Origin of the sequence: Microbispora sp. CA-102843 (assembly GCF_050936215.1) — a bacterium.
Lineage (GTDB): Bacteria > Actinomycetota > Actinomycetes > Streptosporangiales > Streptosporangiaceae > Microbispora.
The window spans coordinates 4,207,826-4,233,591 of sequence record NZ_JBNJNF010000001.1 but is presented as its reverse complement, the minus strand read 5'-3'; the positions used below and the strand labels follow the sequence as shown (position 1 = coordinate 4,233,591).

Here is a 25,766-nt window from a genome sequence, read left to right as displayed (position 1 = left end):
GGGGGACCAACAGCATGTCGTTGACGTCGAAGGTCACGGGCGCCATCCTGGCGGCGGCGGCCGTGACCGCCGTCGCCGTGCCCGCCGTCGCCGCACCCGCCGTAGCGGCGGGGCAGACGGCGCCGACGCCGGGAGACCGGGCGCCGGCATACCCGACGCCCGAGCAACAGGACGTCTTCAAGCGGCAGGCGCCCCTGGTCGCGACGGCCGACGAGATCAGGAAGGCGGTGGAGAGCGGCCCGTCCGCCGGGTACGCGGGGATCGAGCTGGCCGGCGACCGGGTGGTCGTCTGGTGGAAGGACAAGGTGCCCGGGCGAGTCCGGGCCGCGATCCGCCGGGCCGGGAAGGCCGTCACGGTGGAGGTGCGCCCCGCCGCGTACTCGCAGAGCGAGCTGTCGGAGGCCGCGGACCGGCTCTGGGCCGCCTCCGGCGCCGACCACGGTGGCCGCGTGCACGCCGTCAAGCTGGCCCTCGACGGCAGTGGGCTCACCGCGGCGGTCAGGGAGCAGGACGCCGCCCTCGCCCGGCAGGAACTGCCGAAGGTGGGGGTTCCGGTCGAGACGGTCGCGCAGGAGCCCATGAAGCTCACCAAGACTCGCTGTGACGACGACGCCCCCTGGTACGGCGGGGCGGCGATCCGCAACGCCACCTTCGCCGCCGGCGGCGGCTGTGGGGGGAACGCCAGCCTCGGCTACCACTGCACCGCCGCCTTCGCCGTGCATATCAACCTGGTCCGCTACCTGCTGACCGCCGGCCACTGCGGCGCGCCGGGCGACCGGTTCACCGACGGCGCGGGCCAGACCATCGGCACCGCCGAGGCCGAGCACGTGGGGCACGACCTGCTGCTCATCAGGGTGACGGGCGTCGTCTCGGTGAACAACGCCACGGGCTGGATCTGGGACGGCAAGCCCGGCGTGAACGACTTCGTCAAGCCGGTGGCCGGATGGGGGTGGACCTACAAGGGGCAGTCACTGTGCGTCTCCGGCGCGACCAGCGGAGCGACGTGCGGGCACGTGGTGGACGGCAAGTACACCGAGATCTGCGGCAAGGACATATACGGGACCTATGAGTGCTACGACGACCTGATCTCCGCCAAATCGCCGGCGCTCGGCAGCACGGCCGGCGGCGACAGCGGTGGGCCCGTCTTCGAGTTGACCGGCGGCTCCAGCATGGTGCGGGCGATGGGTTCGATCACGGGCCACATCACGTCGACCTCGATCTTCGGCAGCAAGAGCGAGTGGACCATCTTCCAGGACTTCGGCACGGCCACCCGGGACTTCCCCGGGCTCGAGCCCTACCTCGGTTTCGACAAAGACCCCGTTTAGGACCTGTTTCGAAGTCCGCTGACTGACGGCGTGTCGTGCCCGGACAAGCAGTGAGGTCTCCGGTAGAGGGTTCATCGACCAAGAAGAACCTGAACACCGGAGACCTCGTTGGCCACCTTAGCGGTGACGAGGCGGTTCGACCTGACCGATGCGCAGTGGGCCCGGCTGGAGCCGCTGCTACCTGCGCCGAGCAGACCAGGGCGGCCGTCGAAGTGGACCAAGCGGCAGCTCATCGACGGGATCCGGTGGCGGGTACGGGTCGGGGCTCCCTGGCGGGACGTGCCGGAGTGCTACGGCTCCTGGCAGGCGGTGTACGCCCTGTTTCGACGCTGGCAGCGGGCCGGTGTCTGGCAGAAGATCCTCACCCGGCTGCAGGCCCTGGCCGATGCCGCCGAACTGATCGGCTGGCAGGTCGGGGTGGACTCCACCATCGTGCGGGCCCATCAGCACGCGGCAGGCGCGCGGCGCGATCCGCGTCTGCAGGCCGAACCGCCGGGTGGGGTGAGCACTGAGCCGGTCGACCACGCGCTGGGACGCTCACGCGGTGGCTTGTCGACCAAGCTGCACCTGGCCTGTGAGCAGGGCCAACGGCTGCTGTCGCTGGTGCTGACCGCCGGCCAGCGGGGCGATGCACCACAGTTCCAGGTGGTCATGGCCGGCATCCGCGTCCCCCGGCTCGGACCCGGCCGGCCCCGTACCCGGCCTGAGGTCGTCCGCGCCGACAAGGCCTACTCCTCCCGGGCGATCCGCGCCTACCTGCGCAACCGCGGGATCAGATGCACCATCCCCGAACCAGCCGATCGCATCGCCGCTCGCCTGCGGCGCGGCAGCCGCGGCGGTCGTCCTACAAGTTCGACGCCCGCGACTACCGCGCCCGTCATGCTGTGGAATGTGGCATCAACCGGCTCAAACGCCACCGCGCCATCGCGACCAGGTACGACAAACTCGCCGTCCGCTACCAAGCCGCCATTCTCATAACCGCGATAGACGACTGGCTCACCAGGCTTTGAGACAGGCCCTAGGCGGCTGAGGCTCGAGCCCTACCACATGCGGTATGCCCGCAGGCCAAGGCGGCGGCCGACCCGGGCGCCGACTGCCCGTCCGGCCTCGACTGCGAGCCGGGTGTCGCCACGTCGGCGGCCGGCTCGCCCGTCCGGTCCGCGAAGCCCGCACGGCACGGCGAGCCACGATGGCGCTCCCACCACCTGCAGGTGTGGTCCGGCCGTTAGGCGGGAGCGCTATCCGAGCCGCCCAGGCACCTCGCGTCCACCGCCCGCAGCGCCCGTACGCCGATGAGGACGAGCGTGATCCCGCTCGCCACGAGCACGGCCAGTTGCAGGGCCGCGATGAGCCCGGTCGCGTCGGTCGTACCCAGGGGCAACGTGCTCGCCCGGGCGAGCACGGCGGGCACGGTCAGGATCGCCGCCGCCAGTGCCACAGGCGCGACGGGCCGCCCCGGAGCCCGGCGCCAGGCCACGCACCACACCGTGACCGCCAGCAGCGACAAGCACGCGAGGCCCGTCGTGTCGACGCACATCCAGACCGGAATGAGGAGACGCGCCGGGACGGTCCCCGCCCGCACCGCCGCCCCGAGCACACCGACGACCACGGAGAGCAGGAGGCCAACGGCGACCGGGAGGGCGACCACGCGCAGGGCCCGCCGCTGCGGCAGGCGGGGCGGCGGCGCGTCGCGGTGGAACCCGATCGCCAGCGCCAGCACCGTGACCGCGGCCGGGAGGACCCAGCAGGCCCAGCGCACCGCGCTCTCCCACCCGACGATGAACGGCGGAACCAGCACGTGCGGCACGACCAGGGCCGCCGCGGCCGCCGCCTTGGCCGCGCGGGGACGGCCGTGGACGAGCGCGCCGAGGCCGACCGCCCACAGCAGAGGCGTCAGGTCGGCCAGCACGAGCCGCAGGCGCTCGGGCGGCGCGGGATCGCCGATGCCCATGACACCCGCGGGGAGCGCCTCCGCGGGAATGCCGTACGTGAGCACCGCCTGCCCGGCGAACTGACAGCCGATCACCGTCCAGAAGACGAGGCCGAGCAGGGCAGCCCTTCGGACCGCCTCACCCCACAGGTAGGACCTGGGCGGTGACCCCGGACCGCCCAGCCGCAGCCGCAGCGCGAGCGCGGCCACGCTGGCGATCTCCAGGAAGCGCGGGCGCTGGTCGTCGTGTCCGGCCCGCCCGGACTGGGCGCCTTCCATGAAGGCCGCGACCATCTCCTCCTCGCGCTCGGCCCGGTAGGACGCCGGCAGCAGCCGCAGCCACCGCCGGTAGCGCTCCTCGAGCACGCTGTCTCTATCGACCCGCTCGCTTCGCTCGCTCATGCCACCCCCTCGCCTTGCGGCTCGGAGTCGCATGAGCGAAACGCGCTGTGTCTATTGATTCGCTCGCTCATGCCAGCCCTCTTGCCTGCCTGAGCCGCAGCCGCTCGACGGCGCGGCGCGCGTTGTCGGCAAGCCGTACGGCCTCCTCCTCCAGCGCCCGCGCCCCCTCGTCGGTCAGCCGGTAGTAGCGGCGCAGCCGTCCCTGCCGCACCTCCTCGCGATCCGCCTCCACGAACCCGTCGGCCGCGAGCCGGTCCAGCACGCCGTACAGGGTGCCGATCTTGAGTTGAACACGCCCTCCGGAGAGCCGCTCGACCTCCTGCGCGATGCCGTAGCCGTGCCGCGGCTCGTCGACGAGTGCGGTGAGAACGAGGAACGCCGGTTCCGTCATCGCCCGTGCTGTCACGCCCCCAGGATATATCGGAAGGCATGATATTCAAGAGCGCCGCACATTCCCGTGAAAGCCATCCGCGATTTGCCTAAATCTGTTAGGTAAATCCATAATGAGTTCAGGCCAAGTAGGGAGAGGGTTATGGCGCGGGCGGGGCTCACCACGGAACGCCTGATCAGGGCGGGGGCGGAGCTGGCCGACGAGGTCGGCTTCGACCAGGTGACGATCTCGGCACTGGCCCGGCGGTTCGGCGTCAAGGTCGCGAGTCTGTACTCACACCTGAAGAGCTCCCAGGACCTCAAGACCGGGATCGCCCTGTTCGCTCTGGAGGAACTCGCCGACCGGGTCTCTGACGCGCTGGCCGGACGCGCCGGCAGGGACGCCCTGGCCGCCTTCGCCGACGCCTACCGCGACTACGCACGAGAGCATCCCGGTCGCTACGCCGCCGCCCGTCTCAGGCTCGACCCCGAGACGGCGGCCGCCAGCGCCGGCGTCAGGCACGCACAGATGACGCGGGCCATCCTGCGTGGCTACGACCTCGCGGAGCCGGACCAGACACACGCGGTCCGGATGCTGGGCAGCGTCTTCCACGGCTACGTCAGCCTGGAGATGAGCGGAGGCTTCAGCCACACGGCCGTCGACCCGGAGGAATCCTGGTCCTGGATCGTGGACTCCCTCGACACCCTGCTGCGGAACCGGGCCACACCCTGACCACCCGGCGCCGCACCGGCGCATCGGAACACTTCGGCAACCCCGATCAACAGGCTGAGGCGATGAGCATCGAGCACGAGCGGATCACCACACCCGTCACCCCGGACATGCTGCGCGGCGTCCTCGACGTGGAACGCACGCCGCGCGGTCTGCTGCCGCACCGGCTGCCCGCCTGGGCTCGCCGGCAGATCCCCGACGAACAGTTGGCCCTCGCCGAGGCGCAGCCGTCCGGCGTACGGCTGGCGTTCCGGACCCGGGCCACCACCGTCGAACTGGACACGCTGCCCACCAAGAGGGCCTACCGGGGTCTCCCGGCCCCGGCGGACGGAGTGTACGACCTGCTCGTCGACGGCCGTCTCGCGACCCAGGCCACCGTGACCGGCGGCAACGTCCGCACGATCGACATGGCCACCCAGTCCGTCGAGCTGCGTGAAGGACCGCCCGGCACCGCCCGGTTCGCCGATCTGCCCGCGCGGGACAAGAACGTCGAGATCTGGCTTCCTCATACGGAGATCACCGAGCTGATCGCCCTGCGCACCGACGCCCCGATCGAGCCGGCGCCGGACAGCGGGCGCAGGGTGTGGCTGCACCACGGCAGTTCCATCAGCCACGGCTCGAACGCCGCCCACCCGACCGCCATCTGGCCGGCCCTCGCCGCCGCCCTGGGCGGAGTGGAGCTGATCAATCTGGGGTTCGGCGGCAGCGCGCTGCTCGACCCGTTCACCGCCCGCGCGATGCGGGACACCCCAGCCGACCTGATCAGCGTCAAGATCGGCATCAACATCGTCAACGGCGACGTGATGCGCCTGCGCGCCTTCACCCCCGCGGTCCACGGCTTCCTCGACACCATCCGCGAGGGGCATCCGGCCACGCCGCTGCTGGTCGTGTCCTCCATCCTGTGCCCGGTCCAGGAGGACACCCCCGGCCCGCTCGCGCCCGACTTCGACGGCGGGACCGTGCGTTTCAAGGCCACGGGCGACCCGGCAGAACGCGCCGCCGGGCGTCTGACGCTCAACGTCATCCGCGACGAACTCGCCCGGATCGTCCGGCAGCGGGCGGTCGACGACCCGAACCTGCACTACCTCGACGGCCGCGACCTCTACGGCGAGACGGACTACGCCGAACTGCCGCTGCCCGACGAGGTGCACCCCGGCCCCGCGGGCCACCGCCGCATCGGCGAGAACTTCGCGCGCCTCGTGTTCGGCGCCGGCGGCCCATTCGCCGTTGCGACCGGCTGACCGGAGGCATTAGAGGGTCTCAGTTCTGAGGACTCACCTGGGCCGATGTGCCTGGTCGGAAATGTGCTGTTACGGTAGGCCGCGGTGTGCCGGGAAGTCGGGTCGGCGACAATGTCCCGTTGCCCGCACGGAGGTTCTCGGTGGTATCGCACATGGCCCGCCAGAGTTTCGGGCCCAAGGGCTTCGCCTCGGTCGTCCACGGGCTCGTCGTGCCCGGCTCCGGCATCGCCGCCGCCCGGCAGGTCGTCGCCTCGACCCCGCCGCACCGTGCGGAGCGACCGGCATGAGACTGTTCTGGGCCATGGTGGCGCGTTTCCACCAGCCGGCGCAGGTCATCACGACCGTGTTCGGCGCGACGGTCCTCCTGGGGACCGCCCTGCTGTCCAGCCCGCTCGCCACCACCTCGGGAAAGCCCGCGGACTGGATCACCGCCCTGTTCACCGCGACGTCGGCGGTGTGCGTGAACGGGCTGACCGTCGTCGACACGGCCACGCACTGGTCGGCGTTCGGCGAGGTGGTCATCGCCGCCCTGATCCAGGTGGGCGGCCTCGGCATCATGACCCTGGCGACGGTCTTCACCCTGCTCGTCTCCCGCAGGCTGGGCCTGCGCGCCCGGCTGTCGGCCCAGGCCGAGACCAAGGTGCTCAACGGCAGCGACCTGCGGCGCGTGGTGGGCAAGGTCGTGGTGTTCAACCTGCTCTGCGAGGCCGTCGTGGGAACCGTTCTCACGTTCAGGTTCGTGCTCGGATATGGCGAGCCCCTCGGGCGCGGCCTTTACCTGGGCCTGTTCCACGCGGTCTCGTCGTTCAACAACGCCGGTTTCGCGCTGTGGCCCGACAGCCTGGTCAGATTCGCCGCCGATCCCTGGGTCTGCCTGACCGTCGCGACGGCGGTGATCGTGGGCGGGCTCGGCTACCCCGTGGTGTTCGAGCTGCGCCGTTCCTGGCGCCGCCCAGGACGCTGGTCGCTGCTGACCCGCATCACGCTCGCGGTCACCGCCGTCCTGCTGGCCGGTGGCACTCTGGTCTTCCTCGTCACGGAGTGGACCAACCCCCGCACGCTCGGGCCCATGGACGGGCAGGGCAAGCTGCTCGCCGCGTTCTTCACCGCCGTCATGCCGCGCAGCGCGGGGTTCAACAGCGTCGACATCACACAGATGCACCCCTCCGGCTGGCTCGTCACCGAGCTGCTGATGTTCGTCGGCGGCGGCAGCGCGGGCACCGCCGGCGGTATCAAGGTCACCACACTGGGCCTGCTCACGTTCATCGTCTGGGCGGAGCTGCGCGGCGAGAGCCGGGTGAACATCGGCCACCGCCGCCTCACCGAGGCGGCGCAGCGGCAGGCGGTCTCGCTCACCGTGCTGAGCGTGGGCCTGGTCGCGCTCTTCACCTACGTCCTGCTGGTGGTGACGCCGCACTCCCTGGACCGGGTGCTCTTCGAGGTCGTCTCCGCGTTCGGCACGACCGGCCTGTCCGTCGGCGTCGCCTCCGCCGTCTCCCCCGCCGGGCAGGTGCTGCTCACGCTGCTGATGTTCATCGGCCGGATCGGCCCGCTCACGCTGGGCTCCGCCCTTGCGCTCAAGGAGCGCACTCGCCGCTATGAATTACCGGAGGAGGACGTCATCGTTGGCTGACATGAGAAACGACCCCGTGGCGGTGATCGGTCTCGGCCGCTTCGGCACCGCGCTCGCCCTGGAGCTCGTGCGGCGCGGCACCGAGGTGCTCGCCATCGACCACCGCCCCAAGGTGGTGCAGAGCCTCGCGGGTCAGATCACCCACATCGCCACCGCCGACGCCACCGACCCCGAGGCGTTACGCCAGCTCGGCCTGCCGGACTTCTACCGCGCGGTGTGCGCCATTGGCAGCGACCTGGAGGCGAGCATCCTCGCCTCCTCGCTGCTGGTGGAGCTGGAGATCGACGACATCTGGGCCAAGGCGGTCAGCCGGCAGCACGGCCGCATCCTCAGCCGGATCGGCGTCCAGCACGTGGTCTTCCCCGAGCACGACATGGGCGAGCGCGTGGCCCACCTGGTGAGCGGGCGGATGCTCGACTACATGGAGGTCGACGAGAACTTCGCCCTGGTCAAGACCCTCCCTCCCAAGGAGTACGTCGGAGTCGCCCTCGGCGAGTCCAGCCTGCGCCGCAAGTACGGGGTGACGGTGGTGGCGGTCAAGCGGCCGGATGAGGAGTTCACCTACGCCACCGCCGAGACCGAGCTCGGCTACGGCGACGTCATCATCGTGTCCGGCCGTACGGACCAGGTCGAACGCTTCGCGGAACTGCCGTGACGGCGTGGAGAGAAGGCCGAATGTCCGGCTTTACCGGCCGCCGCGTCACGTATTCAAGTAACGTCACTACTCGTAGTGATGAGGTGGGGCGCGCCGCGACTTGACCGACCGGCCCGAAATGGTGCCATCCGTCGCGGGCAATGGGGAGTGCCCCGTTCACTACGCGGGAAGAAGTAAAGCCATCGGGAAAGGAATGTCGTGCTGACGTGGGGGCCGGCTATGGAGTCGCGATGAGTTCCCAGAGCGTCCTGCGTACGTTGCCGTTCATCGCGATTCTCCTGGTCGTCGTCATCGACCTGGGCACCGAACCCGGTGTGGGCTTCCTGCCGCTCCTCACCCTGGGCCCGGCCTTCGCCTCGGTCGCGGGCGGCGTGCGCCGCACGGCCCTGGTGGGGGCGCTGGCCCTGGCCATCTGCATTCCCCTCGCCGTCTACGACGATCTTCTCGGCAGGCCGCAGAACAACCTCACGATCGCGGCGATCATCGGCGTCACCGCCGCGAGCATGATGGCCAGCAGGTTGCGGAACCGGCGGGAGCGCGAACTCGCCAACGTCCGCCTCGTCGCCGAGGCGGCCCAGCGGGTGCTCCTGCGCCCGGTTCCCCGCCGCGCGGGCGACCTGCGGGCCGCGCTCTCCTACACCTCCGCCGCCGCGGAGGCCCAGATCGGCGGAGATCTCTACGAGTTGGTCACCACCCCCGAGGCCGTACGGATCCTGATCGGCGACGTGCAGGGCAAGGGCCTGGAGGCGGTCGAGACCGCGGCGTGGGTGCTCGGCGCCTTCCGTGAGGCGGCCTACGACCAGTCCGAACTCGCCGGAGTGGTCGAGCGCGTGGAGACCAGCCTGGCCCGGCACCTGAGCGGCGAGAAGTTCGTCACCGCCATCGTCGCAGAGGTCCACGACGCGGAGATCTCCCTGCTCAACTGCGGCCATCCCGCCCCTCTCGTGCTCCGGCGCGACGGCGGCGTCCACTTCGCCGAGCCGCAGGAGGAGGCGCTCCCGCTCGGGCTCGGCGCGCTGGGCTCGCCGCGCCCGAAGCCCCACCGGGTGCCGTTCGCGGACGGCGACCAGATCCTCTTCTACACCGACGGCGTGATCGAGGCCCGGGACCGGGCGGGCCGCTTCTACCCGCTCCCGGAGCGGGCGCACCTGCTGCGGGGCGCCGATCCCCAGGTGGCGCTCGACGAACTGCGCGCCGACCTGCTGCGCCACGTCGGCGGCCCGTTCCCCGACGACGCCGCCATGCTCCTGCTGCGCCGTCATCCCGGATGAGCCCGGCACCCTGGATGAGCCGGACCGCCTGGACGAGCCTGGCGCCCCGGCCGGCCCCGCGTCATTGCGGGTGCTCGCCCCTGGCGCGGTCGCGGAGCCTGCCCACCAGTGTGGCCGCGGCCTGACCGACCCTCCGGGGCACGGCGTGCGCCGGGCTGGCCGCGAAGCTCGACTCGTCCAGCATGTCCTTGACCATCTGCAGGGCGATGCGGTTGCGGTTCGGCGTGCCCTGGACCAGCGCCTCGGTCAGCTTCTGCACCTGGTGGCTCTTCACCTTGGCAGGCAGCGGCGGCTCGTGCTGGTCGACCAGGCACTCGACGATGACAGGACCGTCCCAGGAGAGCGCCTCGTACATCTGGTCGGCGCAGCTTCTCGGGTCCGTGATGCACATCCCCCGGGCGCCGCACGCCTCGGCGAACCTGACGAAGTCGATCGGGGCGAGGTTGACGCCGTACTCGGGGTTGCCGAGGAACACCATCTGCTCCCACTTGATCAGGCCGAGAGAGTTGTTCTTCGCCACCACGATCTTGATGGGCAGGTCGTGCTGCACGGCGGTGAGGAAGTCGCCGAGCTGCATCGTCAGCGACCCGTCCCCGGTGAAGGCGACGACCTGCCGTCCCGGATAGGCGACCTGCGCGCCGATGGCGTATGGCAGGCCGGCCGCCATCGAGCAGTTCGTGCCGGAGAAGCTGAACATCTGCCCCCGGCGGATCTTGATCTGCCGGGCCGCCCAGCTCGTGACCGTGCCCGAGTCGCCGCACACGATGGCGTCCGGCCTGAGCGCGCCGTTCAGCGCCCAGGCGGGCACCTGCGGCTTCATCGGCATGTCGGTGCGCGTGCCGCGCTCCTCCATGAGCCGCCACCACTCGCGCATCCCCTGCTGGGCTCTGGTCAGGAACGACCTGTCCTCGTTGCGGGTCAGCAGCGGCAGGAGCTCGGCCAGGGTGGCCCGCGCGTCGCCGGCCAGCGGCACGTCCACCGGGTAGCGCAGGCCGAGCCGTTCCGGCATGTCGTCGATCTGCACGCACACGGCCTGCCCCGGCGCGGGGTAGTACTCGATGTACGGCATGGTGGACCCGACGATCAGCAGCGCGTCGCACTCCTCCATCGCGTCCTCGCTCGGGCGGCTGCCGACCAGGCCGATGGGCCCGGTGGTGTAGGGGCTGTCGTCGGGCACGCAGTCCTTGCCGAGCTGGGCCTTGACGATCGGCGCGCCGAGCTTCTCCGCGACCGCCTCGATCTCGTCCACCGCGCCGCGGGCGCCCGCCCCGGCGAGGATGACCGGTCTGCTCCGCCCCGACAGCACCCGCGCGGCCGCGTCGAGGTCCTGCCGGCGCGGCACCCGGATCGGCGGCCGGTACGCGGTGGAGGTGTGGCCCTCGACGTTGCGCCGGAAGCGGCTGCCCGAGGCGGCCGGGGCCGCCTGGTAGTCGATCGGGAACGTGAGATGGGCCGGGCCGCGCTGGGTCAGCGCCGTGCGCACGGCGTAGTCGGTGACGTTGACGACGTGCGCCGGTCCCATGATGCGCTGGTTGTACAGCGCCACGTCGTTGAACATGTAGTCGGTGTTGACGTCCTGCAGGTAGCTCGTGCCGACGAGGTCGTGGTAGGTCATGCCGCTGATCGCCAGGAGAGGCGCCTGGTCGGTCCGCGCGTCGAGCAGCCCGTTGAGCAGGTGGGCCGCGCCGGGACCCGAGGTCGCGAAGCACACGCCGAGCCGCCCGGTGAACTTGGCGTAGCCGACCGCCGCCATCGCGGCCACCTCCTCGTGGCGGCAGTGGATGTAGCGCAGGTCCCCCCTGCGGTTGTGCAGGGCGTCCATGAAGCCGTTGATGCCGTCGCCCGGCAGCCCGAAGACGACGTCCACCCCCCACTGGATCAGCCGGTCGACGAGGACGTCCGCAGCGGTGAGCTCATCGCCCATGATCGGTCTCCCTCGATGAAACGCGTACGCGCCGCCTGACGGCGAGTGCCGCCGCGACGGCGACGGCGGCTCCGACGACGACCGCGCGCAGGCCCGCACGTCCGCCAGCTCCGTCTCCGGCGGCGCGGTCGGCGGCGTGGTCGACGGCGTGGTCGACGGAATGGCCGACGGGCCCGAGTTCGCCCTCGCGGATCGCGAGCGCGAGCACCTGGGCCAGGTGCAGGGGCCTGCGGCCGGTGCCGGCGGTGATCTGGCCGCGGCAGCTGAACCCGTCGGCGACGATCAGCGTGCCGGGGTCGGCGGCGCGCACCTTAGGGAGCAGCACCCGCTCCCCCGCCGCCATCGACACCGCGTAGTGCTCGCCGGCCTCGTAGCCGAAGCTGCCGGCCATGCCGCAGCATCCGGAGTCCGGGATCTCCACGTCCAGCCCCATGTCGCGCAGCAGCGCGCGCTCGGCATCGAAGCCCATCACCGCGTGGTGGTGACAGTGCACCTGGACGAGTGCCCCGCGCCGCAGCCGGGGCAGCGGCCATCCCGGCGCGTGCCGCGTGAGGAACTCCGAGAGCAGGTAGCTGTTCGCGTGCAGCCGCCCCGCGTCGAGGTCGTCGGGCAGCAGGTTGGTCAGCTCGTCGCGGAAGACGGCCAGGCAGCTCGGTTCCAGTCCGACCACCGGGATCCCCGCCTCGACGAGCGGGCCGACCGTGTCGAGAACCCGGCGCAGGTAGCGCCGCGCGAGCGTGAGCATCCCGTAGTCGTACAGCGGGCGGCCGCAGCACAGCGGGCCCTCGGGCACGATGACGTGGAACCCGGCGGCCTCCAGGACGTCCACGGCCGCGACCCCCACCTCCGGCTGGAAGTGCTCGGTGAAGGTGTCCGGCCACAGCAGGACGGGCGGCCCGCCCGGGTTGCGCGGCACGTGACCGGCCATGATGCGGCGGAACGTGCGGGACGCGAAGCGCGGCGCGTCGCGCTCGGGCGCGATCCCGGCGGCCAGCTTGACCAGCCGGCCGAGCATCGGCGCGTGGGTGACGGCGTTGGCCAGGCGCGGGACGCGCGAGGCCAGCCGGGCCCACACGTCGATGAGCCCCAGCGCGTACGCCTGCCGGGGCCGCGGCCGACCGGCGTAGTAGTGGTGGAGGAACTCGGCCTTGTAGGTGGCCATGTCCACCTTCACCGGGCAGTCGCTCTTGCATCCCTTGCAGGCCAGGCAGAGGTCGAGGGCCTCGCGCACGGCCTCGCTGCGCCAGCGGCCCTCGACGGGCCCCGCGCTCTCGGCCATCTCCTGCAGCAGCCGGGCCCGGCCCCGGGTGGAGTGCTTCTCCTCGCGGGTCACCATGAAGCTCGGGCACATCACCCCGCCGGACAGGTGGCGGCACTTGCCCACGCCGAAGCAGCGGCCGGCCGCCTCGGTGAAGCTGCCGCCGTCGAGCGGGTAGCCGAAGACGTGCTCCAGGTCCCGGGGCCGGTACGCCGGCCCCTCACGCAGGTGCGCGTCCAGCGGGTAGGGGTCGATCAGCTTGTGCGGGTTCATCCGGCCGTCGGGGTCCCAGACGCGCTTGAACTCCTCGAAGGCCCGCATCAGCTCGGGCGGGAACATGCGCGGCCACAGCTCGGCCCGCCCGTGCCCGTCCCCGTGCTCCCCCGACAGCGACCCGCCGTACGCGACGACGAGGTCGGCGGCCTCCTCCATGAACCGCCGGAAGGCCCGGACGCCGTCGAGGGTGCGCAGGTCGAAGTCGATGCGGCTGTGGACGCATCCCTGGCCCCAGTGGCCGTAGAAGACGGCGTCGTAGCCGTGCCGGTCGAGCAGGCGCAGGAAGTCGCGCAGGTAGGGCCCGAGGACGTCCGGGTGGACGGCGGCGTCCTCCCAGTTGGGCCAGCCGCCGTGGCCGCCCAGCCCGACGGGCATGCGGGCGGTGCCCGCGGAGTGGCGCCGGATCTCCCACACGGCGCTCTCGTCCGCCGGGTCGTCGTAGAACTTGCAGCTCGGGCCGTGCGGGCGCGACCGTACGGCCCGGACCAGCCGCGCGGCCCGCGCGTCGGCCTCGCGCTGGGTCTCGCCGCCGAACTCCATGAGTAGCCACGCCCGGCCGGGCGGCAGCAGGTCCTCACCGCCGAGGCGGAAGCCCTTGGCGCGGAGGTTGGTCACGACGTGGCGGCTGGTGAACTCCAGCCCGATGGCCCCGAACCGCAGCAGCCAGGGCACGTCGTCGCCGGAGGAGGGGATGTCGGGGTAGCCGAGCACGACGAGCGCGCGGCGGGGCGGCAGCCGCACCAGCCGGCAGGTCGCGTCGAGGGTCAGCGCCAGCGTGCCCTCCGAGCCCACGAGCGACCGCGCGACGTGGAAGCCGTTCTCGGGGAGCAGCGCGTCGAGGTTGTAGCCGGACACCCGGCGGGGGATGTCGGGCAGGCCCCGGCGGATCGCGTCGGCGTAGGTGTCGCGGATGTGGCGCAGCCCGGCGTAGATCGCGCCGCGCCGCCCGCCGGCCGCGATGACGCACTCCAGCTCGTCCTCGCCGGTCGCGCCGACCCGCATGCGGGTGCCGTCGTAGGTGACGATCTCGAGTTCGTCGATGTTGTCGACGGTCTTGCCCGCCGTCACCGAGTGGGTGCCGCAGGAGTTGTTGCCGACCATGCCGCCGATCGTCGCGTGGTCGTGGGTGGCGGGATCCGGGCCGAAGGTCAGGCCGTACGGCGCCGCGGCGTCCCTGAGCTGGTCGCAGATGACGCCGGGCTGCACCCGCGCGGTGCCGCGCATGGGGGTGAGCTCGGCGATGCGGTCCATGTGGCGGGTGAAGTCGAACACCACGGCCCCGTTGACGGCCTGCCCGGTCAGCGAGGTGCCGCAGCCGCGGGCGAGCACGGGCGCGCCGAAGCGGCGGCACACCTCCAGCGCGGCCTCGACGTCGGCGGCGTCCCTGGGCGCCACCACGCCGACCGGCACCTGCCGGTAGACGGACGCGTCGTAGGCGTACATGGCCCGGTCTCCGCCGCCGAACCTGACCTCGCCCGCGACGGCCTCGCCGAGCCGGTCGCGCAGTTCCCCGGCGTACGGAGGCAGCGGCGGGTTCCTGGCCTCTCCCGTCCCCGGCCGCGCGCGGGGCGGCGCCGACGGCTCCGGTCTCGGGAAGACACGGGTCATGTCCGCCTCCTCGCGGATCGTCGGCGCGGCCGACGTGTGATGCCTGGCGGCGGCTTTTGCGGCGGCCTCTCGCGCGACCCTTCCCGCCGGGCGCGGACAGGACCGCGGGGGCGGGTAAAAGCGCGGCGGGGATTCGCCCATGCGGGCCGCGCGATATGCGGGTCTGCTGCGCACAAAGCCGCCGTGACCTGCGGCGTCGTTTACGCATACAGGGGGCGGGAAGGGCTCGTCGCGCGAGCCGTTCGGATGCCGTGAGTCGTTCGGATGCCGTGAGTCGTTCGATGCCGGAGTCGATCATGAACGTTCAGAGCAACGCGGTGAAGAGCGCGGGCGACAAACTGGCGTCGGCGATCGGCAGCGTGGCGGGTGCCGTGGCCGACCCGAAGGGCGGCGTGAAACAGCTGAAGTCCGCGATGTCGTCCCCGAAGCGGCTCGCCGTCGCCGCCGGCCTCGCCGCCGCGTACGCCCTCGGCTGGCGCTGCGGCCGCCGAAGCGCGACACGGTGAGGGTCGCGGGCGCCGGGGCACCCGTACGGCTGATCTCAATCGGAGGCGGACATGACCGAGATCGTGGGTGAGAGCCTGGCCCGGCGGCTGGTGGAGTGGGGGGTCGACACGATCTTCGGGCTCCCGGGTGACGGGATCAACGGCCTGATGGAGGGCTTCCGCCGGCACCAGGACAAGCTGCGGTTCATCCTGGTGCACCACGAGGAGGCGGCCGCGTTCATGGCGACCGGCTACGCGAAGGCGACCGGCCGTCTCGGCGTGTGCGCCGCGACCTCCGGGCCTGGCGCCATCCACCTGCTGAACGGCCTGTACGACGCCAAGCTCGACCACGTGCCCGTGCTGGCCCTGACCGGCATGCAGGAGACGTCGGTGCTGGGGACCCACTACCAGCAGGAGGTCCACCTCGACCGCCTGTACGCGGACCTGGCCGCCTACAACCTGATGGTCACCAACCCGCAGCAGATGCCCGGCGTGGTGGACCTCGCCGTGCGCAACGCGTTGATCAAGCGGACGGTGTCGCACCTGACCTTCCCCAACGACATCCAGGTGGCGCCCGCGAGCGAGGACCCGTACCGGCACGTGGGGCCGGGCACCCCGCCCGCCAGCCTGCCGACCTGCTCCCGCCTGCCCCTGCGGCCGGTGGAGGAGGACCTGGCCAAGGCGGCCGAGGTGCTGCGGCAGGGCGAGCGGATCGCCATGCTCGTCGGCGTCGGCGCCCGGCACGCCCGCGAGGAGGTGCTGGCGGTCGCCGACAGGCTGGCCAGCCCGATCGTGAAGACCCTCCCTGGGAAGTTCGTGGTGCCCGACGACCACCCGCTCACCACCGGCGGGCTCGGCCTGCTCGGCACCGCGCCGAGCGAGGATCTCATGGAGGAGTGCGACACGCTGTTCATGGTCGGCACGTCCTTCCCCTATGGGAAGTACCTGCCGCCCGACGGGCAGGCCAGGGTGGTGCAGATCGACGCCGACCCCACCCTGCTCGGCATCCGCCGGCCCACCGAGGCCCCGATCGCCGCCGACGCCAGGCTCGCCCTCCAGGCGCTGCTGCCCATGCTCGAACCGGCGAAGGACCGGTCGTTCCTGGAGAAGTACCAGCGCAGGATGGACACCTGGCGGGAGGACATGAAGGCGCTGCAGGACGCCTCACGCGACCCCATCGCGCCGCAGTACCTCATGAGCTGCGTCGACGAGGCGGCCTCCGACGACGCCATCCTGACCTGCGACTCCGGGACCATCGCGACGTGGGCGGCGCGGCACTGGACGATCCGCGCAGGGCGGGAGTTCTACCTGTCCGGCAACCTCGCCACGATGGCCCCCGGCCTGCCGTACGCCGTCGGGATGCAGCACGCCTTCCCCGGCCGCCAGGTGATCGCCTTCGTGGGCGACGGGGGATTCGCCATGCTCATGGCCGACTTCCTCACCGCCGTACGGCACGACCTGCCCATCAAGGTCGTGGTCAACAACAACAACAGCTACGGGCAGATCCTGTGGGAGCAGATCATCCTCGGCTACCCCGAGTACGCCGTGCGGCACCGGCAGCCCGAGGCCGACTTCTCCGCCTGGGCCCGCGCCTGCGGGGCGTACGGCGCGAAGATCAAGGATCCGAAGGACCTGCAGGGCGCGATCCACGACGCCCTGGCGCACGACGGGCCGGCCCTGGTGGACTGCGACGTCAATCCCAACGAGCCGCCGATGCCGGGCAAGGTCAAGTACGAGCAGGCCAAGCACTTCACCGAGGCGTTCCTGCGCGGCCAGCCGCACAAGGCGGGCGTCCTCGCCACGGTCGCCCGCGACAAGATCAACGAACTGCTCTCGTAGGCCGCCCGGGGCCAGGCCTGTAACCCGGGCGGGCACAATCGTTCAAGACCGCCACCGCGCCATGGGTTACAACGGTCCCCGGCGTGCCGCCACAGCGGCGCGGGGACGTGCGCGGGGAGGCGAACGGATGGACGTGGGCTTCGTCGGTCTCGGGATCATGGGGCAGCCCATGGCGCTCAACCTGGTCCGCGCGGGGACCCCCCTCGTGGTGTGGAACCGTACGGCCTCCAGGAGCGAGCCGCTGCGCGCCGCGGGCGCGCGGGTGGCAGGCGGCGCGGCCGAGGTGTTCCGGTGGGCGCGGGTGGTAATCCTCATGCTGGCCGACGAGGCCGCGATCGACGCGGTGCTGGAGCGCGGCACCCCCGCCTTCGCCCGCGACGTCGCGGACCGCGTCGTGGTCCACATGGGCACGACCTCCCCCGTCTACTCAGCCGGGCTGGAGGCCGACGTGCTCGCCGCCGGGGGCCGCTACGTCGAGGCGCCGATCTCCGGCTCCCGCGTGCCCGCCGAGCAGGGGCGGCTGGTGGCGATGCTGGCCGGCCGTCCGGATGCCGTGGAGGAGGTCCGCCCGCTGCTCGAGCCGATGTGCGCCAAGACGGTGGTGTGCGGGCCCGCGCCCAGGGGGCTGCTGATGAAGCTCGCGGTCAACATCTTCCTGATCACCACGGTCACCGGTCTCGCGGAGTCGCTGCACTTCGGCGAGCGCCAGGGCCTCGATGTCGGGCTGCTCGTGGACGTGCTCAACTCGGGCCAGATGGCGAGCGACGTGTCGCGGGTGAAGACGGTCAAGCTGGCCGGGCGCGACTTCGCCGCCCAGGCCGCCATCGCCGACGTGCTGAAGAACAACCGGCTCATCGCCGAGGCGGCGCGGCGGGCCGGCATCGCCTCGCCGCTGCTGGACGTCTGCCACGCCCTGTTCGGCGAGACCCTCGCGCTGGGCCACGCCGACCTGGACATGGCCGCCGTCGTCCACGCGATCGAGGCCAGGACGCATGGGCTGTAGCCGAGCCGCGGCGGGTCACGCGAGCGCCGCGGTCCACCGGGCGGGCGTGAGGCCGTAGGCCCGTTTGAACATGCGCGACATGTGCGCCTGGTCGGCGAAGCCGGCGAGCTGGGCCGCCTCGGCCGGCGGCACGCCGCCGCGCAGCAGCCGGCGGGCCAGGTCGAGTTGCCGCATCGTGCGGAAGCGGGTCGGGCTGGTGCCGAACGCGACGCGGAACTGGCGCGCGACCGTCCACCGGTCCAGGCCCGAGACCTGCTCGAACTCCGCGAGCGTGTGCCGCACCGTCGGGTCGCCGGCGATCAGGTCGCGCACGCGGGCCAGCGCCTCCAGCGCCAGCGGAGCCCGCCCGCCCGGCCGCAGAGAGCTCCCTGCGGAGGGGTTCCGCGTGGCGGAGTGCCGCACGAGCGTCCGGACCACCCGCAGCGTGAGCGTCAGCCGTTCGACCTCGTCCAGCGGCTCGTCGATGTCCCGCAGCCACGCGGCGAGCGCGGGGTCGGCCTCGCGCCGCCCGATCACCGGGTCGGCGACGAACGGCAGGGGCGCCCCGCCCAGCGCCTCCTGGACGAGGTAGGGGTCGAGGTAGATGATCCGGTAGCCGAACCCCTCGTCGGTGCCCGCCACGCCGTCGTGCGGCTCGTCGGGGTGCAGGACGTGCCACTCCCCCGGCAGGCAGTGCCGCGACTCACCGCGGTAGCGGAACGTCTGCACGCCCCGCAGCGTCATCCCGATCGCGTACGTGTCATGGCGGTGCGTGGCGAACCCCTCGCCGACGAGCGACGCCTCCAGCCGCTCGATGCCCGCCGCGCCGGAGCCGAACCGCAGCCGGTGGCCGGGCATGGTCCCGCCGTCCGGCAGATGCCGGCGCAGACCCGCACCGCCGTCCGGTGACTCGTGCCGCACGCGCCGAGACTACCGGCGTTCGCGGCCGCCGTCAGGACCACCGGCCGCCCTGACCACGGCCGAGCGGGCACCCCGGCACGGCGAGGTGGTCACCGCCGGGCGACTAAACCCACGGGCTTGATTGTCACACCTGCATGAGGTCGTTCCAACGAGCGAGCGCGTGGCTGAGCCGCGTTCGTCATCGGCCTGCCCACGCTGGGCTTGGTCGCGGTGATCGTCGCGTTACGGGGGCGGCCATGGGTGGCCGCGTGACGCCGGCCCGGCGACTCACGCTCTGATCGTCTTCGTCGCGCAGTGCGCCGCCGGGCCCTCACGTCCCTTGGTGACGCAGACCCGAAGGTCGACCCGGGTGATCCTGCCGCGCGACTCGAAGAGGAAGCCCACGTACCGGCCGCCCGAGGACGAGCACAACCCCCGGGACGGCGACCGCTCCATGTCGCCCTTGCGGTAGTGGAACACGGCCTGAACGGAGGCGCAGTGGCCCCGGTGCGGGTCGCTGTCGTACAGCCTGCCGTAGATCTGGAAGTACCGCTCCCCGAAACCGGTCGTCCACACCCGGGCCTCGGCTCGCCCCGTGTGCGCGGGCGACGAGGTGATCGTCCCCCGGCTGACGTCCGCCCCTTTGACCGCGCCGGCGACCGCGCCGGCCGCCGTCGCGGGCAGGCCCGCCACCAGCGCACCGGCCAGCACCGCTCCCCAGGCCATCGCACACATCGGTTCTCCTCTCCTTCCCCTCGTGACTACGGCAGGCCGCTTGGATCCGTCTTGCATCCCACTGCCGCCGCAGGCCGGGCTGCCCGCGACGGTCTTGGCCGCGCGCGGCGCGAGGGACTAGGTTCGCGCCGTGCCCACCGCCGATCACCTCTCCCCCGGCGTCCGCGTCTACGCCGTCTGCTCGGAGGTCCCGCCCGACGTCGTCGGCGGGCTGGGCCGGTACGCCGAGCGGATCATGGACGCCCTCCGCGACGGCGGCACGCCGGTCGTGGTCTTCGGCGCCACGGCCCGCCGGGGCCGGGCTCCCCGGACGGAACGCCGGGGTGACGTCACGCTGCACCGCCTGCCCACCCCCGGTTACGGCCCGCGCGAAGGCTCGATCCTCCCGCCGGGCGTATGGCGGCTCCTCAGGGTCGCCGGGCTGCTCGCGTTCAACGTGCGGGCGGCCGTACGGGTCCTGCGAGCCGAGGCGGGACGGACCGGGGCGGTCGTCGCCGTGCACGACTGGATGGGCTGCGTGGCCGGGATCCTGTGCCGCGTGCTGGGACGACTGCCGGTGGTGTTCCACGTGCACACCCGCGAGCTGAACGCCCGCACGGGTGATCCGGGTGCGCCGCGCCGGTCGGCGTTCGCCGTCCTCCTCGACCTTCTGGAGACCGCCCAGGCGAGGAGGGCGCGCCTGATCCTCGTGCCGAGCGTCCGCATGCGCGACGACCTCGCCGCCCGCGGCTGGCCGGCGGACCGGATGGCCGTCGTGCCGCACGGCTTCGAGGAGCCCGGCCTGCTGCGGCTGGCCGGAATGCCCGGCGACGAGCGCGACCGGGTCCGCGCGGAGGTGCGGCGGCGCTACCTGCCCGACGGACAGGGCAGGCTCGTCGTGTTCGCCGGGCGGCCGTCGCCGCACAAGGGGGTCCACACGCTGATCCGGGCGGTGCCGCCGGTCGTCGCCGAGCACGGTGACACGCGGTTCGTGCTCGTCGGCGCCCAGGCGCCGCAGACCGACGACGCCGCTGTGGTGGCCCGCCTGATCGAGCGGACGCGGACCTCCGGGCACGTGGTCGCCGGAAACCGCTTCCTCGCCCCCGCCGAGGTGTTCGCGCACTTCCTGGCCGCCGACGTCTGCGTCTTCCCTTCGGTGTACGAGCCGTTCGGCCTGGTCGCCGTCGAGGCGATGGCGCTCGCCCGCCCGGTGGTCGTCGGGCCCGGCTACTCGCCGGAGGTCGTCGGCGACGGCGCCGTCCGCTGCGTACGCGACGACCCCGGCGAGCTGGCCGGGGCCCTGCTGCGCCTCCTCGGCGACCCCGAGGAGGCGGACCGTCTCGCCCAGCGGGGGGCCGCGTACGTGCGGGAGCGCTACAGCTGGGCGCGCACCGCCCGGCGCACCCTGGCGGCGTACGCCGGCGCGGCGTGGACCGATCAGAAGGCGTCGTGGGTGCGCCGCCGCGGGTCCGCGCCGGTCAAGTGATCGACGGCGGTCAGGACCCCGCCACTTGACCTTCGACGCCTTACGGTGGTCAGCCGATGCGGAGCGGAAGCGTGCGCGGTCCCCGCACCTGGCCGGGGGCCCAGGTAACCCCCGAGGGATCGGCGATGCCGAACACGGGGACCCGCTCCAGCCAGACCTCAAGGGCGACCCGGAGCTCCATGCGGGCCAGGTGGGAACCGACGCAGCGGTGGATGCCGAGCCCGAACGCCGCGTGCCGGTTGATCTCGCGGTCGATGATCACCTCGTCGGCCCGGTCGAACTGCGCGGGGTCGCGGTTGGCGGCCGGGAACGACAGCAGGACCCAGTCGTCGGCCTTCATGTCGACGCCGCGCCAGTGCATGTCCTCCTTGACCAGCCGCGCCATCGTGACCGGCGCGTACGCCCGGAGGAACTCCTCCATCGCGGTCGGCAGCAGCTCCGGCTCGGCGACCAGGCGCTCGCGGTCGGCCGGGGTCTTCGCCAGGTGCCACAGCGAGGCGCCGATCGCGCTCCACGTCGTGTCGATCCCGGCGATGAGCAGCAGGGCCATCGTGCCGGCCACGTGCGAGGGGTCGAGCTTGCGGCCGTACAGCTCCGCGTCGATCAGGTAGGTGGTGAGGTCGTCGCGCGGATTGGCGACGTGGTCGCGGATCTGCTCCAGGAGGTAGTCGAACAGCTCCCCCATGTTCGCGACCCGCTGCTCCGGCGGCAGGTTGACGCCTTCGAGCGCGTGCTCGACGAACTCCCGGAACCTGGGCCCGTCCTCCGGCGGGAAGCCCAGCATGTCGGCGATGACCCGCATCGGGATGTGCTGCGCGTAGTCACGGGCGGCGTCGACGACCTCCGCGCCCTCGAACCCGTCGATCAGCGAGTGGCAGAACGCCCGCGCCGCCTCCTCCCGCCTGGCCACCTCCTTCTTGGTGAACGCCGGGAGCAGCAGCTTGCGCGCGTCGTGATGGAACGGCGGGTCGGAGGAGATCGGCGGCACGGCTCCCACCGGCGCGAGATCCCGGGGAGGCCGGTAGTTGCTCATGATGATCGCCCGGGAGGAGAAGCGCTCGGTGTCGTAGGCGACCGCCGCGACGTCCTCGTACCGCGTCGGCAGCCACCCGCCGCCAAACCTCCCGGTGTGCGCGACCGGGCAGCGCTCCCGCAGGTCGTCCTGGATGGGGTACGGATCGGCGGCCCACTCGGGCTCCAGGTGGGAGAAGTCGGTCGTCCAGTCGGAGACCGGGCCGGTGATGATCTCGTTGCGCGTGCCGAGGGGCTCTCCCTGCGGCTCGCGGAAGTCGCGGACGAAGCGGTCGTCTAAGGCCATGTCAGGCCTCCTCTACGAGGACGACGGCCTTCTCCGGGCAGTTGGAGGCCGCGACCCGCGCCGCGCGCTCGCCGCCCGGCGGCACGACGCCGTCGCCGGCGACCTGACCGTAGCCCTCGTCGTCCTCGGTGAACAGGCCGGGCGACAGGTCGTAACAGCGGCCGTGTCCCTGGCAGCGCTCGGGATCGATCTGCACTTTCACTGGTGCTCCCCTTTTTTCGGTGGCGTCCGCGGAGTGGGGTCGGTCGGGGCGATGGCGGTGACGAGGCGGGTGAGCAGGGCGCTCCACTCCTCGTCGCCGACCGCGTGCAGGTCCGGCGTGAGGAGCGCGCTGCCCATCGCGAGCAGGAGGCAGAAATGGGCGACGGCGCCGGGCGAGAGCGCCGGATCGATCTCGCCGTGGTGCTGGGCGGCGCGGACGAGCCCGGCGAGCCAGTCGGCCCGCTCGCCGACGTAGTCGTGCATCGGGCGGGCCACGTCCTCGTCGCGGCGGGCCGCGACCAGCGCTTCGACGATCAGGGAGCCGCGGGCGTCGGGACGGCGCGGGAGCCGGCGGCCCACGGCGACGAGCAGGTCCGCGACCGGCCTGTCGGGGTCGGCGGCCAGCAGGTCGGCCAGCAGCCGCGGCCCATGGGCGCGCAGCGCGGCCACGATCAGCTCGGCCTTCGAGCCGAAGTGCGCGTACAGGGCGCCGTTGCTCACCCCGGCCGCCGCGGCGATGTCGGCCACGCGTGTGCCGTCGTACCCACGCCGGGCGAACACGTCGACGGCCGCGCGCAGCAGCCGCTCTCGCGTCTCGGCGGCGGTGACACCCGCGATCCGGCCCACGACGGAATTAAATGGTCGTTCATTTGATTACGTCAAGACCGCGCCCACCCCGCCACGCCCAATGGCGGCGCCGAACGTAGGTCGATGTGACGAGCACCGGGTAAAAGCCGCAAACTGGCAGCATGTGGAACAAATTGGGCATGGTTCGGCATCGCGACTGGTTCGTGGACGCGGCGCTCGCCGCGGCCGTCATCGCGTTCACCATCCCCACCACGCTCATCGGCTACAGCTTCTCTCTCTGGGGCAACGCACCGGAGTGGCTCGAGATCGCCATAGGAGCGATCACTGCCGCGTGCATGCTGGTGCGGCGCCGCACCCCCTGGCCCGCGATCGTCTCCTCGGCGGCCTGCGCCTGCGTCACCGGGCAGGTCGTGCCCATGATCCTCGCCGTCTTCTCCATGACGGCCGAGCACCGGGTGCGCCGGTGGCAGTACGTCGCCCTGGCCCTGACGGGCGTCTACTTCGCCGCCGACTTCGCGAACCCCCACCTCGACTACTCGGTCTACCTCAACATCGTGCGCGCGCTGACCCTCATCTATCTGCCCGCGGTGGTCGGCACCTGGGTGTACGCCTACCGGCGGCTCATCCGGGATCTGCGTCTCGGCGTACGCGAACGCGAGGAGATCGCCGCCTCGGAGGAACGCCGCAAGATCGCGAGAGAGATGCACGACACCGTCACCCACGCGGTCACCGCCATGGTGCTCAACGCGGGCATGGCCCGTGACACCACCGAACCGGGCGAGATCCGGGAGCTGACGGCGACCATCGAGGACAAGGGCGTCCAGGCGCTCGGCGAACTGCGGCAGTTGCTCACCGTGCTCCGCCGCGAGGACGGGGACCTCGCCGAGGGCACCGAGGCGATCACCCGGCTGGTCGGCGAGGCGCAGGCGAGCGGGCTCAAGGTCGATCTTCACCTCGACGCGCCCCCGGGGGCGCTGCCGAGACAGGTCTCGCACGCGTGCTACCGCCTGGTGCAGGAGGGGCTCAGCAACGTGCGCAAGCACGCGCCTGACTCCCGCGTGCAGGTCACCTGCGAGGTCAGCGGCGACCAGGTGGCCGTCTCCGTGGTCGACACGCCGGACCGCGCCGGCCCCGGCGGGAAGACGGTCAGGGCCGCGCCCTCCCTCGGCGGCGGGTACGGCCTGGCCGGCATCCGGGAGCGCGTCTGCCTCGCGCAGGGCCGGTTCTTCTCCGGGCCGACCCCCGAGGGCGGCTTCGTGCTCTCCGCCCGGCTCCCCCTCCGGTAGCCGCACGAATGAGGCGGTTTTCTCCCCATCCGGCAGGGGTACGCCCTCTCACACCGATACAGCGCGGGCACGCGGGCCCGGAACGCATCGGCGCCGGGCCGCCGTCGCGGAAAGCGGGGCGCGGCGCGCCCCTTCGCACGCGTCTGCCGTAACGATCGCGTTTGAGAGTAGCCATGAAAGCCGTGGTCTACGAAGGCCCTCGACAGCTCAAAGTCACCACCGTTCCGGACGCCCGGATCGAACGGCACACCGACGTGCTCGTCCGCGTCACCACGTCCAACATCTGCGGGTCCGACCTTCACATGTACGAGGGCCGGACCAGCTTCGCGCGGGGCCGGGTCCTCGGTCACGAGAACCTCGGCGAGGTCGTCGAGGTCGGGGACGCCGTCGACCAGGTCAAGGTCGGCGACATGGTGTGCCTGCCGTTCAACATCTCGTGCGGCTTCTGCGCCAACTGCGAGAAGGGCCTGACCGCCTTCTGCCTCACCACCAACCCCGTACCGGGTCTGGCCGGAGCAGCATACGGCTACGCCGACATGGGCCCCTACAACGGCGGCCAGGCCGAGTTGCTACGCGTGCCGTACGGGGACTTCAACTGCCTCGTCCTGCCGGAGGACGCGCGGGAGAGGCAGTCCGACTACGTCATGCTCGCCGACGTGTGGCCCACCGGCTGGCACGCGACCATGCTCGCCTGCGTGCAGCCGGGCGACACCGTCGTGATCTACGGCGCGGGCCCGGTCGGGCTGATGGCCGCCTACTCCGCCCTGCTCAGGAACGCGAGCGGCGTGATGGTCATCGACCACCATCCGGACCGGCTGGCCAAGGCCGAGGAGATCGGCGCGATCCCGATCGACGACTCCCGGTCCTCCCCGGTCGAGCAGGTCCTGGAGCTCACTCAGGGGATCGGCGCCGACCGGGGCTGCGAATGCGTGGGCTTCCAGGCGCACGACCCGGAGGGCACGGAGCGTCCCAACATGACGCTGAACAACCTGGTCAAGTCGGTGAAGTTCACCGGGAACATCGCCGTCGTCGGCCTCTTCCTCCCTCGCGACCCCGGCGGCGGGAACGCCCTCTACAAGCGGGGAGAGGTGGCCATCGACTACGGGACCTTCTGGTACAAGGGCCAGACGATGAGCACCGGCCAGTGCAACGTCAAGAACTACAACCGCCAGCTGTGCGCCCTCATCCACGAGGGCGGCGCACGGCCGTCCTGGATCGTCTCGCACGAGCTGGACCTCGACGACGCGCCCGAGGCGTACGCGCACTTCGACGCGCGGGAGGAGGGCTGGACCAAGGTGGTCCTGCACCCGAACAAGGCCGGCTGACCGCGCGGCCGTCCCCACCC

Annotated in this window: 23 protein-coding genes; 14 read left to right on the top strand and 9 right to left on the bottom strand. The window is 72.1% G+C overall.

All coding sequences use genetic code 11. The features are described 5' to 3' along the window. Window positions 1-14: 14 nt before the first annotated feature. Together ACQEVJ_RS19580 and ACQEVJ_RS19575 are read left to right on the top strand one after the other, a co-directional pair. Window positions 15-1,325 (top strand): trypsin-like serine protease, encoded by a 1,311-nt coding sequence (locus ACQEVJ_RS19580; RefSeq protein WP_433102951.1) that lies wholly within the window; start codon window positions 15-17, stop codon window positions 1,323-1,325. 123 nt (window positions 1,326-1,448) lie between these two features. After that, a protein-coding gene (locus tag ACQEVJ_RS19575) for an IS5 family transposase (protein ID WP_433112854.1) occupies window positions 1,449-2,335 on the top strand; the annotation gives its coding sequence in 2 pieces (ribosomal slippage) (window positions 1,449-2,114 and window positions 2,117-2,335; 885 coding nt in all). Window positions 2,336-2,550: 215 nt separating this feature from the next. On the opposite strand, the gene ACQEVJ_RS19570 is transcribed toward ACQEVJ_RS19575, so the two are convergent. Both ACQEVJ_RS19570 and ACQEVJ_RS19565 read right to left on the bottom strand, forming a co-directional pair. Further along, window positions 2,551-3,657 (bottom strand): hypothetical protein, encoded by a 1,107-nt coding sequence (locus ACQEVJ_RS19570; protein ID WP_433102949.1) that lies wholly within the window; start codon window positions 3,655-3,657, stop codon window positions 2,551-2,553. Between the two features lie 67 nt (window positions 3,658-3,724). After that, window positions 3,725-4,063, bottom strand: coding sequence for a PadR family transcriptional regulator (locus ACQEVJ_RS19565; RefSeq protein ID WP_433102946.1), 339 nt, complete (start codon window positions 4,061-4,063; stop codon window positions 3,725-3,727). A 126-nt stretch (window positions 4,064-4,189) separates the two neighbouring features. Here ACQEVJ_RS19565 and ACQEVJ_RS19560 point away from each other — a divergent pair, with 126 nt between their 5' ends. The 6 genes from ACQEVJ_RS19560 (at window position 4,190) to ACQEVJ_RS19535 (ending at window position 9,556) form a co-directional block, all read left to right on the top strand. Continuing rightward, entirely contained in the window at window positions 4,190-4,759 is a 570-nt protein-coding gene (locus ACQEVJ_RS19560; RefSeq protein WP_433102944.1) for a TetR/AcrR family transcriptional regulator, read from the top strand. A gap of 62 nt (window positions 4,760-4,821) precedes the next feature. Further along, on the top strand, window positions 4,822-5,997 hold the full coding sequence (locus ACQEVJ_RS19555; protein WP_433102942.1) for a GDSL-type esterase/lipase family protein: 1,176 nt from the start codon (window positions 4,822-4,824) through the stop codon (window positions 5,995-5,997). Window positions 5,998-6,149: 152 nt separating this feature from the next. Then, window positions 6,150-6,284, top strand: a complete 135-nt coding sequence (locus tag ACQEVJ_RS19550) for a hypothetical protein (RefSeq protein ID WP_433102940.1) — start codon at window positions 6,150-6,152, stop codon at window positions 6,282-6,284. Next, window positions 6,281-7,630, top strand: a complete 1,350-nt coding sequence (locus tag ACQEVJ_RS19545; protein ID WP_433102938.1) for a TrkH family potassium uptake protein — start codon at window positions 6,281-6,283, stop codon at window positions 7,628-7,630. Before ACQEVJ_RS19550 ends, ACQEVJ_RS19545 begins: the two co-directional genes overlap by 4 nt. 1 nt (window position 7,631) lies before the next feature. Beyond that, window positions 7,632-8,285, top strand: coding sequence for a potassium channel family protein (locus ACQEVJ_RS19540; RefSeq protein WP_433102936.1), 654 nt, complete (start codon window positions 7,632-7,634; stop codon window positions 8,283-8,285). Between the two features lie 230 nt (window positions 8,286-8,515). After that, on the top strand, window positions 8,516-9,556 hold the full coding sequence (locus tag ACQEVJ_RS19535) for a PP2C family protein-serine/threonine phosphatase (protein WP_433102934.1): 1,041 nt from the start codon (window positions 8,516-8,518) through the stop codon (window positions 9,554-9,556). A 61-nt stretch (window positions 9,557-9,617) separates the two neighbouring features. On the opposite strand, the gene ACQEVJ_RS19530 is transcribed toward ACQEVJ_RS19535, so the two are convergent. Then, on the bottom strand, window positions 9,618-11,480 hold the full coding sequence (locus ACQEVJ_RS19530) for a thiamine pyrophosphate-dependent enzyme (RefSeq protein ID WP_433102932.1): 1,863 nt from the start codon (window positions 11,478-11,480) through the stop codon (window positions 9,618-9,620). Beyond that, window positions 11,470-14,622, bottom strand: a complete 3,153-nt coding sequence (locus tag ACQEVJ_RS19525) for an FAD-binding and (Fe-S)-binding domain-containing protein (RefSeq protein ID WP_433102930.1) — start codon at window positions 14,620-14,622, stop codon at window positions 11,470-11,472. The genes ACQEVJ_RS19530 and ACQEVJ_RS19525 overlap by 11 nt, the downstream gene beginning before the upstream one ends. A gap of 296 nt (window positions 14,623-14,918) precedes the next feature. On the opposite strand from ACQEVJ_RS19525, the gene ACQEVJ_RS19520 reads away from it, so the two are divergent. The 3 genes from ACQEVJ_RS19520 to ACQEVJ_RS19510 all read left to right on the top strand — a co-directional run bounded on the left by ACQEVJ_RS19520 (window position 14,919) and on the right by ACQEVJ_RS19510 (window position 17,949). Further along, window positions 14,919-15,128, top strand: coding sequence for a hypothetical protein (locus ACQEVJ_RS19520; RefSeq protein ID WP_433102928.1), 210 nt, complete (start codon window positions 14,919-14,921; stop codon window positions 15,126-15,128). A gap of 51 nt (window positions 15,129-15,179) precedes the next feature. Further along, the gene (locus ACQEVJ_RS19515) at window positions 15,180-16,946 is read left to right on the top strand and encodes a thiamine pyrophosphate-dependent enzyme (RefSeq protein WP_433102926.1); all 1,767 of its coding nucleotides are present in this window, start codon (window positions 15,180-15,182) and stop codon (window positions 16,944-16,946) included. A gap of 127 nt (window positions 16,947-17,073) precedes the next feature. Beyond that, window positions 17,074-17,949, top strand: coding sequence for an NAD(P)-dependent oxidoreductase (locus ACQEVJ_RS19510; RefSeq protein WP_433102924.1), 876 nt, complete (start codon window positions 17,074-17,076; stop codon window positions 17,947-17,949). 15 nt (window positions 17,950-17,964) lie between these two features. On the opposite strand, the gene ACQEVJ_RS19505 is transcribed toward ACQEVJ_RS19510, so the two are convergent. Beyond that, on the bottom strand, window positions 17,965-18,849 hold the full coding sequence (locus tag ACQEVJ_RS19505; RefSeq protein WP_433102922.1) for an AraC family transcriptional regulator: 885 nt from the start codon (window positions 18,847-18,849) through the stop codon (window positions 17,965-17,967). 267 nt (window positions 18,850-19,116) lie between these two features. Then, window positions 19,117-19,563: a hypothetical protein gene (locus ACQEVJ_RS19500; protein WP_433102920.1), complete on the bottom strand. Its 447-nt coding sequence runs from the start codon at window positions 19,561-19,563 to the stop codon at window positions 19,117-19,119. A 130-nt stretch (window positions 19,564-19,693) separates the two neighbouring features. Between ACQEVJ_RS19500 and ACQEVJ_RS19495 the strand changes: the two genes are divergently transcribed. After that, window positions 19,694-21,028, top strand: coding sequence for a glycosyltransferase family 4 protein (locus ACQEVJ_RS19495; RefSeq protein WP_433102918.1), 1,335 nt, complete (start codon window positions 19,694-19,696; stop codon window positions 21,026-21,028). A 49-nt stretch (window positions 21,029-21,077) separates the two neighbouring features. Here the strand turns inward: ACQEVJ_RS19495 and ACQEVJ_RS19490 are convergent, their stop codons facing one another. Genes ACQEVJ_RS19490 through ACQEVJ_RS19480 form a run of 3 tightly spaced genes read right to left on the bottom strand, consistent with a single transcriptional unit; the run spans window position 21,078 to window position 23,174 of the window. After that, window positions 21,078-22,346 carry a cytochrome P450 gene (locus tag ACQEVJ_RS19490; RefSeq protein ID WP_433102916.1) on the bottom strand — a complete coding sequence of 423 codons (1,269 nt, stop codon included), beginning with the start codon at window positions 22,344-22,346 and terminating at the stop codon, window positions 21,078-21,080. Between the two features lies 1 nt (window position 22,347). Continuing rightward, a complete protein-coding gene (locus ACQEVJ_RS19485) occupies window positions 22,348-22,548 on the bottom strand; it encodes a ferredoxin (protein WP_433102914.1) in 201 nt (66 codons plus the stop codon). Then, complete coding sequence (locus tag ACQEVJ_RS19480; RefSeq protein ID WP_433102912.1) at window positions 22,545-23,174, bottom strand: TetR family transcriptional regulator; 630 nt, start codon at window positions 23,172-23,174, stop codon at window positions 22,545-22,547. Before ACQEVJ_RS19480 ends, ACQEVJ_RS19485 begins: the two co-directional genes overlap by 4 nt. A gap of 140 nt (window positions 23,175-23,314) precedes the next feature. Between ACQEVJ_RS19480 and ACQEVJ_RS19475 the strand changes: the two genes are divergently transcribed. After that, window positions 23,315-24,421 carry a sensor histidine kinase gene (locus ACQEVJ_RS19475; RefSeq protein WP_433102909.1) on the top strand — a complete coding sequence of 369 codons (1,107 nt, stop codon included), beginning with the start codon at window positions 23,315-23,317 and terminating at the stop codon, window positions 24,419-24,421. 173 nt (window positions 24,422-24,594) lie between these two features. Further along, window positions 24,595-25,746 (top strand): glutathione-independent formaldehyde dehydrogenase, encoded by a 1,152-nt coding sequence (locus ACQEVJ_RS19470; protein ID WP_433102907.1) that lies wholly within the window; start codon window positions 24,595-24,597, stop codon window positions 25,744-25,746. Window positions 25,747-25,766 lie beyond the last annotated feature (20 nt).

Bases quoted from the DNA above. Each gene is read 5' to 3' on its own strand.
- ACQEVJ_RS19555 (WP_433102942.1), top strand. From the start codon at position 4,822: ATGAGCATCGAGCACGAGCGGATCACCACACCCGTCACCCCGGACATG.
- ACQEVJ_RS19550 (WP_433102940.1), top strand. From the start codon at position 6,150: ATGGCCCGCCAGAGTTTCGGGCCCAAGGGCTTCGCCTCGGTCGTCCAC.
- ACQEVJ_RS19580 (WP_433102951.1), top strand. From the start codon at position 15: ATGTCGTTGACGTCGAAGGTCACGGGCGCCATCCTGGCGGCGGCGGCC.
- ACQEVJ_RS19510 (WP_433102924.1), top strand. From the start codon at position 17,074: ATGGACGTGGGCTTCGTCGGTCTCGGGATCATGGGGCAGCCCATGGCG.
- ACQEVJ_RS19475 (WP_433102909.1), top strand. From the start codon at position 23,315: ATGGTTCGGCATCGCGACTGGTTCGTGGACGCGGCGCTCGCCGCGGCC.
- ACQEVJ_RS19470 (WP_433102907.1), top strand. From the start codon at position 24,595: ATGAAAGCCGTGGTCTACGAAGGCCCTCGACAGCTCAAAGTCACCACC.
- ACQEVJ_RS19545 (WP_433102938.1), top strand. From the start codon at position 6,281: ATGAGACTGTTCTGGGCCATGGTGGCGCGTTTCCACCAGCCGGCGCAG.
- ACQEVJ_RS19515 (WP_433102926.1), top strand. From the start codon at position 15,180: ATGACCGAGATCGTGGGTGAGAGCCTGGCCCGGCGGCTGGTGGAGTGG.
- ACQEVJ_RS19535 (WP_433102934.1), top strand. From the start codon at position 8,516: ATGAGTTCCCAGAGCGTCCTGCGTACGTTGCCGTTCATCGCGATTCTC.
- ACQEVJ_RS19570 (WP_433102949.1), bottom strand. From the start codon at position 3,657: ATGAGCGAGCGAAGCGAGCGGGTCGATAGAGACAGCGTGCTCGAGGAG.
- ACQEVJ_RS19500 (WP_433102920.1), bottom strand. From the start codon at position 19,563: ATGTGTGCGATGGCCTGGGGAGCGGTGCTGGCCGGTGCGCTGGTGGCG.
- ACQEVJ_RS19560 (WP_433102944.1), top strand. From the start codon at position 4,190: ATGGCGCGGGCGGGGCTCACCACGGAACGCCTGATCAGGGCGGGGGCG.
- ACQEVJ_RS19530 (WP_433102932.1), bottom strand. From the start codon at position 11,480: ATGGGCGATGAGCTCACCGCTGCGGACGTCCTCGTCGACCGGCTGATC.
- ACQEVJ_RS19490 (WP_433102916.1), bottom strand. From the start codon at position 22,346: ATGGCCTTAGACGACCGCTTCGTCCGCGACTTCCGCGAGCCGCAGGGA.
- ACQEVJ_RS19525 (WP_433102930.1), bottom strand. From the start codon at position 14,622: ATGACCCGTGTCTTCCCGAGACCGGAGCCGTCGGCGCCGCCCCGCGCG.
- ACQEVJ_RS19520 (WP_433102928.1), top strand. From the start codon at position 14,919: ATGAACGTTCAGAGCAACGCGGTGAAGAGCGCGGGCGACAAACTGGCG.
- ACQEVJ_RS19540 (WP_433102936.1), top strand. From the start codon at position 7,632: ATGAGAAACGACCCCGTGGCGGTGATCGGTCTCGGCCGCTTCGGCACC.